The 10,207-nt window shown below is 71.3% G+C and carries 7 protein-coding genes; 3 read left to right on the forward strand and 4 right to left on the reverse strand.

Annotated elements, in window-relative coordinates; genetic code table 11:
- Positions 1 to 137 precede the first annotated feature (137 nt).
- The 3 genes from ACZ7G3_RS04700 to ACZ7G3_RS04710 all read left to right on the forward strand — a co-directional run bounded on the left by ACZ7G3_RS04700 (position 138) and on the right by ACZ7G3_RS04710 (position 3,263).
- Positions 138 to 536, forward strand: a complete 399-nt coding sequence (locus ACZ7G3_RS04700; protein ID WP_426557155.1) for a MerR family transcriptional regulator — start codon at positions 138 to 140, stop codon at positions 534 to 536.
- 11 nt (positions 537 to 547) lie between these two features.
- A complete protein-coding gene (locus tag ACZ7G3_RS04705) occupies positions 548 to 862 on the forward strand; it encodes a thioredoxin family protein (RefSeq protein ID WP_426599812.1) in 315 nt (104 codons plus the stop codon).
- Positions 863 to 1,043: 181 nt separating this feature from the next.
- Positions 1,044 to 3,263 (forward strand): HelD family protein, encoded by a 2,220-nt coding sequence (locus ACZ7G3_RS04710; RefSeq protein ID WP_426599811.1) that lies wholly within the window; start codon positions 1,044 to 1,046, stop codon positions 3,261 to 3,263.
- Positions 3,264 to 3,309: 46 nt separating this feature from the next.
- Here the strand turns inward: ACZ7G3_RS04710 and glgB are convergent, their stop codons facing one another.
- From glgB to ACZ7G3_RS04730, 4 genes are all read right to left on the reverse strand, one after another.
- Positions 3,310 to 5,823, reverse strand: a complete 2,514-nt coding sequence (gene glgB, locus ACZ7G3_RS04715) for a 1,4-alpha-glucan branching enzyme (RefSeq protein WP_470923168.1) — start codon at positions 5,821 to 5,823, stop codon at positions 3,310 to 3,312.
- 53 nt (positions 5,824 to 5,876) lie between these two features.
- Positions 5,877 to 7,271: a maltokinase N-terminal cap-like domain-containing protein gene (locus ACZ7G3_RS04720; protein ID WP_426599701.1), complete on the reverse strand. Its 1,395-nt coding sequence runs from the start codon at positions 7,269 to 7,271 to the stop codon at positions 5,877 to 5,879.
- Between the two features lie 99 nt (positions 7,272 to 7,370).
- Positions 7,371 to 9,089: a maltose alpha-D-glucosyltransferase gene (gene treS / locus ACZ7G3_RS04725; protein ID WP_470923169.1), complete on the reverse strand. Its 1,719-nt coding sequence runs from the start codon at positions 9,087 to 9,089 to the stop codon at positions 7,371 to 7,373.
- The coding region (locus ACZ7G3_RS04730) for an alpha-amylase family glycosyl hydrolase (RefSeq protein ID WP_470923170.1) at positions 9,086 to 10,207 on the reverse strand (1,122 nt) is incomplete at its 5' end. The genes ACZ7G3_RS04730 and treS, both read right to left, overlap by 4 nt.

A 10,207-nucleotide genomic window follows, 5' to 3' on the forward strand; every position in this document is an offset into this window, starting at 1 on the left:
CCAGCCTTCCCCTCCCTCTCTCCGGTCCTCCGGCCCCGCGCTTTCCGGCGCGGGGCCTTGTTGTCCCGAGGCCGTGCCTTGACGCCTTTCCTTGACGTCTTGCCTTGACGTCCGCGTCAAGGCTTACGTTCGTCCGTATGCGAATCGGCGAGCTGGCCGCACGCGCCGGGACCACGACGCGGACGCTGCGGTACTACGAGTCGCGCGGGCTGCTGTCCGCGCGGCGCACCGGCAACGGTTACCGGACGTACGACGAGGACGACCTGAAGCTGCTGCGGCAGATCAGGACGCTGCAGGACTTCGGGTTCGACCTGGAGGAGACCCGTCCGTTCGTGGAGTGCCTGCGCGCCGGGCACCCCGAGGGCGACGCGTGCCCGGCGTCCCTCGTCGTCTACCGGAGCAAGCTGGCGGAGCTGGACACGCTGATCGAGGAGCTCACGTCGGTGCGGGCGCAGGTCGCCGCGCAGCTGGCGCGGGCCGAGGCGGCAGTTCCGGGGGGTCCGGAACCCAAGTGCGAACTGGGAGGGCACGTATGACGGGCGCAGGGGTGGCCGAGGTGACGGACGCGGATTTCGCGGCGGAGGTGATCGAGGCGGAACTGCCGGTGCTGGTCGAGTTCACCGCGGACTGGTGCCCGCCGTGCCGGCAGATGGCCCCGGTGCTCAGCGCCCTGGCCGAGGAGGAGGGCGACCGGCTCCGGGTGGTGCAGTTGAACGTCGACCGGAACCCGGCGACCACGAACGCGTACAAGGTGCTGTCGATGCCGACGTTCATGGTGTTCCGCGGCGGTGAGCCGGTGAAGTCGATGGTGGGCGCCCGGCCCAAGCGGCGGCTGCTGGAGGAGCTGTCCGACGTGCTGTAGGCAGGGGCTCACCAGCGGTGGCCCGCAACAAGAAATCCCCCGAGCAATTGCGCTCGGGGGATTTCTTTGCGTATATTCGTTGATTCGTGACTTCAACAAGGCGAGGGCACGAAGAAGTTCATGAGCACAGTATATCCGGGCGGGAGTGGAATTGTCAAACACCGAATTTCCGGACGATGAATTGCGGCACGAGCAGGAATTCATCGACGGACTCTACGCACGCGTGGACGCGTTGCGCGGCGACACCGAGGGCTCGGTCACGGACGCGCTCGCGCAGGGCAACACCCCCATGCAGGCCCGGCTGGAGCGGGACATCCTGGTCGCCGAGCGCTCCGGGCTGCTCGCCGCGCTCAACGCGGTGGACGGCTCCCTCTGCTTCGGCCGCATCGACCTCACCTCCGGGGCAGGGCACCACATCGGCCGTATCGGGCTCCGTGCCGACGACGCCGAACGCACCCCGGTCCTGATCGACTGGCGGGCCGACGTCGCCCGCCCCTTCTACCTGGCCACCGGCCACACCCCGATGGGCCTGCGCCGCCGCCGGCACATCGCGAGCGAGGGCCGCACGGTCACCGCCCTGCACGACGAGATCCTCGACCTCGGCGACGAGACGCGCACCGGCCACGAGGACCCGTCGGGCGACGCCGTGCTGCTCGCCGCGCTGAACTCCGCGCGCACCGGCCGCATGGGCGACATCGTGCAGACCATCCAGGCCGACCAGGACCGCATCATCCGCGCCCCGCACCGCGGCGTCCTGGTCGTCGAGGGCGGCCCCGGCACCGGCAAGACCGCCGTGGCCCTGCACCGCGCCGCCTACCTCCTCTACGAGCACCGTGAGCTGCTCGCCAAGCGCGCCGTCCTCATCGTCGGCCCCAACCCGGCCTTCCTCGGCTACATCGGCGAGGTGCTGCCCTCCCTGGGCGAGACCGGCGTACTCCTCGCCACGGTCGGCGAGCTGTTCCCCGGCGTGAAGGCCACGGCGGCGGACACGCCGGAGGCGGCGGCGGTGAAGGGCCGCGCCGGCATGGCCGACGTACTCGCCGAGGTGGTCCGCGACCGGCAGGCGCTGCCCGACCCGGTCATCGCGATCGAGCACGACCGCGAGGTCCTGATGCTGGACGACGGCCTGGTCGGCGTCGCCCGCGAGCGCACCCGCGCCGCGAAGCTGCCGCACAACGTCGCCCGCGAGCACTTCGAGGGCCACATCCTCAACGCCCTCACCGACATGGTCGCCGAACGCATCGGCACCGACCCCTACGACGGCTCCAACCTCCTCGACCCCAGCGACATCACCCAGATCCGCGACGAACTCGCCGAGAACCCGGAGGTCTGGTCGGCCGTCGACCAGCTCTGGCCCCGGCTCACCCCGCAGCGCCTCGTCGCCGACTTCCTCGCCGCCCCCGAGGGCTACCTCCCCGCCGAGGACGCCGCCGCCGTCCGCCGCCCGGTCACCCGGCACTGGACCGTCGCCGACGTCCCCCTGCTGGACGAGGCGGCCGAACTGCTCGGCGAGGACGACCGGATCGCCCGCACCCGCGCCGAACGCGAACGGCAGCAGCAGATCGCCTACGCGCAGGGCGTCCTGGACGTGTCGTACGCGTCCCGGACCTACGAGTTCGAGGACAAGGACGAGGAGGAGGCGGAGGTGCTGTCGGCGCACGACATCATCGACGCCGAGCGGTTCGCCGAGCGTCAGGAGGAGGACGACCACCGCAGCGCCGCCGAACGCGCCGCGGCCGACCGCACCTGGGCCTTCGGGCACATCATCGTCGACGAGGCACAGGAGCTGTCCCCGATGGCGTGGCGGCTGCTGATGCGCCGCTGCCCGACCCGCTCGATGACCCTGGTCGGCGACCCGGCCCAGACCGCGGAGGCGGCCGGCGTCGGCTCCTGGTCGAAGATCCTCGCCCCCTACGTCGAGGACCGCTGGGAACACACCCGCCTGGGCGTCAACTACCGCACCCCGGCCGAGATCATGGACGTGGCGGCGGCGGTGGTCCGGGCCGAGGACCCGTCCTTCGCACCGCCGAGTTCGGTCCGGTCCACGGGCGTACGCCCCTGGATCCGCGCCACCGACGACCTCCCCTCGGCCGTCGCCGAGGCCGCCCGGGAGCTGACCCCCGAGGAGGGCCGCCTCGCGGTCATCGCCCCGCGCGATCTGCACCCGGCCCTCGCGGCCCGGCTGGACGGGGTGACGGCGGACGCCGAGCCGGACCTCACCCGTGGCGTCGTCCTCCTAGACCCGCGCCAGTCCAAGGGCCTGGAGTTCGACTCCGTCCTGGTCGTCGAGCCCGGCCGCTACGGCACGAGCGACCTGTACGTGGCCCTCACCCGGGCCACCCAGCGGCTCGGCGTCCTGCACACCGGGCCGCTGCCGAAGGGACTCGTGGACGCGGCCTGACCGTCAGCGCCCTGACTGTCAGCGTCCTGACTGCCGGCGCTGACCGTCAGGCCGGACGCAGCCACACCGTCGCCAGGGGCGGCAGGGTCAGCCGGATGCTCGCCGGCCGGCCGTGCCATCCCTGCGGCTCCGGCTTGACCGGGTCCGGGTTGCCCACGTCGCCGCCGCCGTACCGCGCGGCGTCGGTGTTGAGCACCTCGTGCCAGGCGGGGACGTCGTCGGGGACGCCGAGGCGGTAGTCGGTGCGGACGACCGGGGAGAAGTTGGCCACCGCGAGCAGCGGGGTGCCGTCGGCGTCCAGGCGCAGGAACGCGAGGACGTTGTCCTCGGCGGCGTCCCCGGCCACCCACGCGAAACCGGAGGGGTGGGTGTCGCGCTGCCACAGCGCGGGCGTGGCCCGGTAGACGGTGTTCAGGTCGCGGACCAGGTCCAGCACCCCCCGGTGGTCCGCCGCCGCCCCGTACTGCGGGTCGAGCAGCCACCAGTCGGGACCGTGCGCCTCGGACCACTCCGCGCCCTGCGCGAACTCCTGCCCCATGAAGAGCAGCTGCTTGCCGGGGTGCGCCCACATGAAGCCGAGGTACGCCCGGACGTTCGCGCGCTGCTGCCACCAGTCGCCGGGCATCTTCGACACCAGCGACTTCTTGCCGTGCACCACCTCGTCGTGGGATATCGGCAGCACGTAGTTCTCGCTGTACGCGTACACCATCGAGAAGGTCATCTCCCCGTGGTGGTACTTGCGGTGCACCGGCTCGTGGCTCATGTACTGCAGCGAGTCGTGCATCCAGCCCATGTTCCACTTCAGCCCGAACCCGAGCCCGCCGAAGCCGCTCGGCCCCTTGTGGTGCGTGGCCCGCGTGACGCCGTCCCAGGCCGTCGACTCCTCCGCGACGGTCACGACGCCCGGCACCCGCCGGTACACCGTCGCGTTCATCTCCTGCAGGAACGCCACCGCGTCCAGGTTCTCCCGGCCGCCGTGCTCGTTCGGCGCCCACTGGCCCGGCTCGCGCGAGTAGTCCAGGTAGAGCATCGAGGCGACCGCGTCGACGCGCAGCCCGTCGATGTGGAACTCCTCGCACCAGTACACGGCGTTGGCGACGAGGAAGTTGCGCACCTCCCGGCGCCCGAAGTCGAACTCCAGCGTGCCCCAGTCCGGGTGCGCGGCCCGCAGCGGGTCGGAGTGCTCGTACAGCGGACGCCCGTCGAACTCGGCGAGCGCCCAGTCGTCGCGCGGGAAGTGGGCCGGCACCCAGTCCATCAGGACGCCGATGCCGGCCTGGTGGAGCCGGTCGACCAGGTACTTGAAGTCGTCCGGGTCGCCGAGGCGGGCCGTGGGCGCGTAGAAGCCGGTGACCTGGTAGCCCCAGGAGCCGCCGAAGGGGTGCTCGGCGACCGGCATCAGCTCGACGTGCGTGAAGCCCAGGTCCGCCACGTACGCCGGGAGCTGCTCGGCCAGTTCCCGGTACGTCAGCCCCGGTCGCCAGGACGGCAGGTGGACCTCGTACACCGACATCGGCGCCTCGTGCGCGGGGGCGTCCGCGCGGCGGGCCAGCCACTCCCCGTCCCCCCACGTGTAGTCCGAGGCGTGTACGACGGAGGAGGTGGCGGGCGGGACCTCCGCGCGGCGGGCCATCGGGTCCGCGCGGAACGTACGGGAGCCGTCCGGCCGGGTGATCTCGTACTTGTACAGCTCGCCCGCGCCGATCCCCGGCAGGAACAGCTCCCACACGCCGGTGCCGCCCAGCGACCGCATGGGGTGCCCGGTGCCGTCCCAGAAGTTGAAGCCGCCGGCCACCCGCACCCCGCGCGCGTTCGGCGCCCACACCGTGAAGCGGGTGCCCGCGACGCCCTCGTGGACCGTCGGGTGCGCGCCGAGCGCCTGCCACAGCTGCTCGTGCCGGCCCTCGCCGATCAGGTGCAGGTCCAGGTCGCCCAGCGTGGGCAGGAAGCGGTACGGGTCCTCGACCTCCTGGACCGTCCCCTCGTACCTCACGAGGAGCCGGTGGACGGGGGCCTCCTGGAGCGGCAGCAGCCCGGAGAAGAACCCGTCCCCGTCGTCGTGCAGCTCGACCCGCGCCTCCCCGGTCAGGACGGTCACCGCCAGGGCGTACGGCCGCAACGCCCGGAAGGCGACTCCGCCGGGCACCCGGTGGGCGCCGAGCACGGAGTGGGGATCGTGGTGCGTACCGGCGAGCAGCCGCTCCCGGTCGCCGGCGTCCAGGGACGGGGAGGCGGCGCTCCCGGCCGGTACCGCCGCCTTCACCGCCGTCCTCGCGGCCTTCCCGGCGGCCTTCTTGGCGGCCGGTTTCCTGGGAGGCGTGTTCTTCGCGGCCGTCCCCTTCGCCGTCGTCTCCTTCGCCGTCGTCTTCTTCTCGGCGGCCTTCTTCGCGGTCGTCTTCTTCGCGGTCGTCTTCTTCGCGGTCGTCTTCTTGGCGGCGGCCTGCTTCCCGACCGTCTTCTTGGCCACCGCCTTCCGAGGCGGCACCGCCTTCTTCGCGGCGCTCCTCTCCTCGGCCGTCTTCTTCGGGTCGGGACCGCTGGTCGAGGGGCGGGGGGTCACGGGTGGGGCCTCCTGGGCGACGTGGGATCAGGGAGGGCGGGCGGGAGGCGGCGTCAGGCCGGTCCGGGCGAGGACAGGCGGTGCACCGCGGACAGGGGTACCGGAAGCCAGTCGGGACGGTGCCGGGCCTCGTACAGGACCTCGTAGACCGCCTTGTCCGTCTCGTGGGCGCGCAGCATCACCGGGTCGGTGCGCGGGTCGGTGCCGGCGACCTCCGCGTATCCGGTGCAGTACGCGGCGCGGCAGGAGTCGGCCCAGCCCGGCACCGGGGCGTCGGCCGAGTGTGCGGCGTAGTCGAAGGAGCGCAGCATGCCGGCGACGTCCCGTACCGGCGGCTGCGGCATCCGCCGCTCGGCCAGTGGTTTCGCCGGTTCCCCCTCGAAGTCGATCAGCGACCACTCGCCGGAGGGTGAGCGCAGGCACTGGCCGAGGTGCAGGTCGCCGTGGACGCGCTGCGCGGTCCAGGTCCGGCCCTCGGCCGCCAGGTCTCCCAGCGCGGTGAACGCCGTACGCAGCGCCGGCGTGTACGGCCGGAGCAGGGGCACCGCGTGGGCGGCCTCCTCCAGTCGTCCGATCATGCCGTCGGCGAGCTGCCGCAGCTGTCCGTGGCCGAGGGTGACGGTCGGCAGCGCGCGGGCCAGCGCGGTGTGCACCTCGGCGGTGGCCCGCCCGAGGGCGCGGGCCTCGGCGGCGAAGTCCTCCCCCTTCGCCAGCTCGCGCAGGGCCAGCTCCCAGCCGTCGGTGGCGCCCTGCACATAGGGCTGGAGCACGCCCAGCACCCAGGGCCGGCCGGCCAGGTCCGCCACCATCCATCCGGTCGGCGCCGGCACCCGCGGGCAGCCCTCGCGGGCCAGCGCCAGCGGCAGCTCCAGGTCGGGGTTGACGCCGGGCACGATCCGGCGCAGCACCTTGAGGATGAACGTATCTCCATAGACGACCGACGAGTTCGACTGCTCCGCGGTCATCAGCCGGGGCACCAGTCCGGCGCGTATCTCCGGGCTCCGTTCCCGCTCGAAACGGAGCCCGCCGACGCGGGCCCCGGTGCGCAGCGCCTCCAGGAGCACCTCGGTGGGCCGGGTGTCGTACAGGGCGTCGTAGGCGGTGCGGCCGGCCAGCGGGCCCTCGGTCACGTGTCCGATGAGCGCGGGCGCCAGCCGGGGCGGCAGCGCCTCGCGCGTGCCTATGAGGAGCTGGTAGCAGTCGCCGGGGTCCTCGGGCCCGCCCGGGGCCGGTGCGAGCTGCTGGCGGGCGCGCACCAGCACGTGGTGGAGGCCGAGGCGGGCGTCGGCCGGGAGCAGCTCGGTGGCGGCGACCAGCGAGAACCCGGTGACCGGGCGGCCCTTGCCCGCGAACCAGCGCTGCCGTGGCAGCCAGTCCCGCAGCAGCGGATCGAGTGACGCAAGGAGGCCTGGCGGGCTCGTGACGGTGCGTGTGACGGCTTCCGACATGGCGTCGCGTCCTTTCCCCGGGTCGTCGGGGTGCTACTGATGCGTGCCCCGGGCGGGGCGGCAGAAACCGCCCCGCGCCGGGGATCGGGCCGGTGAGGCCTAAACGGCGTCCTTGCGGAGCCGGAACCAGAAGAAGCCGTGCCCCCCGAGGGTCAGCAGGTACGGCAGTTCGCCGACCGCCGGGAAGCGGACCCCGCCGAACAGCTCGACCGGGTGGCGTCCCTGGAAGGCGCTCAGATCGAGTTCGGTGGGCTGGGCGAACCGGGAGAAGTTGTGGACGCACAGCACCAGGTCGTCCCCGTCCTCCCCGTTCGGCGGGGCCTCCCGAAGGAAGGCCAGTACCGCGGGGTTGGAGGACGGCAGTTCGGTGTAGGTGCCGAGGCCGAAGGCGGGGTTCTGCTTGCGGATCTCGATCATGCGGCGGGTCCAGTGGAGCAGGGACGAGGGCGAGGCCATGGACGCCTCGACGTTCGTCACCTGGTAGCCGTAGACCGGGTCCATGATCGTCGGCAGGAACAGCCGCCCCGGGTCGGACGACGAGAAACCGGCGTTGCGGTCCGGGGTCCACTGCATCGGGGTGCGCACCGCGTCGCGGTCGCCGAGCCAGATGTTGTCGCCCATGCCGATCTCGTCGCCGTAGTAGAGGATCGGCGAGCCGGGCAGGGAGAGCAGGAGCGCGGTGAACAGCTCGATCTGGTTGCGGTCGTTGTCCAGGAGCGGGGCCAGACGCCTGCGGATGCCGATGTTGGCGCGCATCCGCGGGTCCTTGGCGTACTCCGCGTACATGTAGTCGCGTTCCTCGTCGGTGACCATTTCCAGGGTCAGCTCGTCGTGGTTGCGCAGGAAGATGCCCCACTGGCAGCCGGACGGGATGGCCGGGGTCTTGGCGAGGATCTCGGAGACCGGGTAGCGGGACTCGCGGCGCACGGCCATGAAGATCCGCGGCATGACCGGGAAGTGGAACGCCATGTGGCACTCGTCGCCGCCCGCGGCGTAGTCGCCGAAGTAGTCGACGACGTCCTCGGGCCACTGGTTCGCCTCCGCCAGCACCACCGTGTCCGGGTACTGCGCGTCGATCTCCTTGCGCACCCGCTTCAGGAAGGCGTGCGTGGCCGGGAGGTTCTCGCAGTTGGTGCCCTCCTGCTGGTAGAGGTACGGCACCGCGTCCAGCCGGAACCCGTCGATGCCCAGGTCCAGCCAGAACTTCAGGGCGGAGATCATCTCCTCCTGGACGGCCGGGTTCTCGTAGTTGAGGTCCGGCTGGTGGGAGAAGAAGCGGTGCCAGAAGTACTGCTTGCGCACCGGGTCGTAGGTCCAGTTCGACGCCTCGGTGTCCACGAAGATGATCCGCGCGTCCTGGAACTGCTTGTCGTCGTCGGCCCAGACGTAGTAGTCGCCGTACGGGCCGTCGGGGTCCTTGCGCGACTCCTGGAACCACGGGTGCTGGTCGCTGGTGTGGTTCATGACGAAGTCGATGATCACGCGCATGCCGCGCTGGTGGGCGGCGTCCACGAACTCGACGAAGTCGGCCAGGTCGCCGAACTCGGGCAGGACGGCGGTGTAGTCGGAGACGTCGTAGCCGCCGTCGCGCAGGGGGGACTTGAAGAAGGGCGGGAGCCACAGGCAGTCCACGCCCAGCCATTGCAGGTAGTCCAGCTTGGCGGTGAGGCCCTTGAGGTCGCCGACGCCGTCGCCGTTGCTGTCCTGGAAGGAGCGGACGAGTACCTCGTAGAAGACGGCTCGTTTGAACCAGTCCGGGTCCCGGTCCTTGGCCGGTGTGTCCTCGAAGGTGTCCGGCACGGGCTCGTTGACGATCATGTGGTGGGTGACCCTCCGATCTGCGGGTTGGACGGTCGCAGAACCGTGCAGACGTGCGCGGGCGAACGGCCCGGCTCCAGGCGCACATAGTTGGCCCTGCCCCAGTGGTAGGTCTCGCCGGTGAGCTCGTCGCGCACCGGCACCGACTCGTGCCAGTCCAGGCCGAGTTGCGGCATGTCCAACGAGACCGTCGCCTCCTGGGTGTGGTGGGGGTCGAGGTTGGCGACCACCAGAACCGTGTTCGACCCCTGCCGCTTCGAGTAGGCGATCACCTCCTCCTTGTCCGTGGGATGGAAGTGCAGATCGCGCAGTTGGCGCAGGGCCGGGTTCTCCCGCCGGATGGTGTTGAGGCGGGTGATGAGGGGGGCGATGGTGCGGCCCTCGCGTGCGGCGGTGGTCCAGTCGCGGGGTTTGAGCTGGTACTTCTCGCTGTCGAGGTATTCCTCGCTGCCTTGGCGCAGGGGGGTGTTCTCGCAGAGTTCGTAGCCGCTGTAGACGCCCCAGGTGGGGGAGAGGGTGGCGGCGAGGACGGCGCGGACCTCGAAGGCGGGGCGGCCGCCGTGCTGGAGGTAGGCGTGCAGGATGTCGGGGGTGTTGGTGAAGAGGTTGGGCCGCATGTAGGAGGCGGCGTCCCCGGAGAGTTCGGTGAGGTACTCGGTGAGTTCCTGTTTGGTGTTGCGCCAGGTGAAGTAGGTGTAGGACTGCTGGAAGCCGATCTGGGCGAGGGTGTGCATCATCGCGGGGCGGGTGAAGGCCTCCGCGAGGAAGATGACGTCGGGGTCGGCGTGGTTGATCTCGCCGATGACCTTCTCCCAGAAGACGACGGGTTTGGTGTGGGGGTTGTCGACGCGGAAGATCCGCACCCCGTGGTCCATCCAGAACCTGAGTACCCGCACGGTCTCGGTGACCAGGCCGTCCATGTCGGCGTCGAAGGCGATGGGGTAGATGTCCTGGTACTTCTTGGGCGGGTTCTCGGCGTGGGCGATGGTGCCGTCGGGGCGGTGGTGGAACCACTCGGGGTGTTTGTGGACCCAGGGGTGGTCGGGGGAGCACTGGAGGGCGAAGTCGAGGGCGGTCTCCAGGCCGTGGCGGGCGGCTTCGCGGACGAACCAGGTGAA

The organism is Streptomyces sp. NPDC037271 (genome assembly GCF_055603605.1).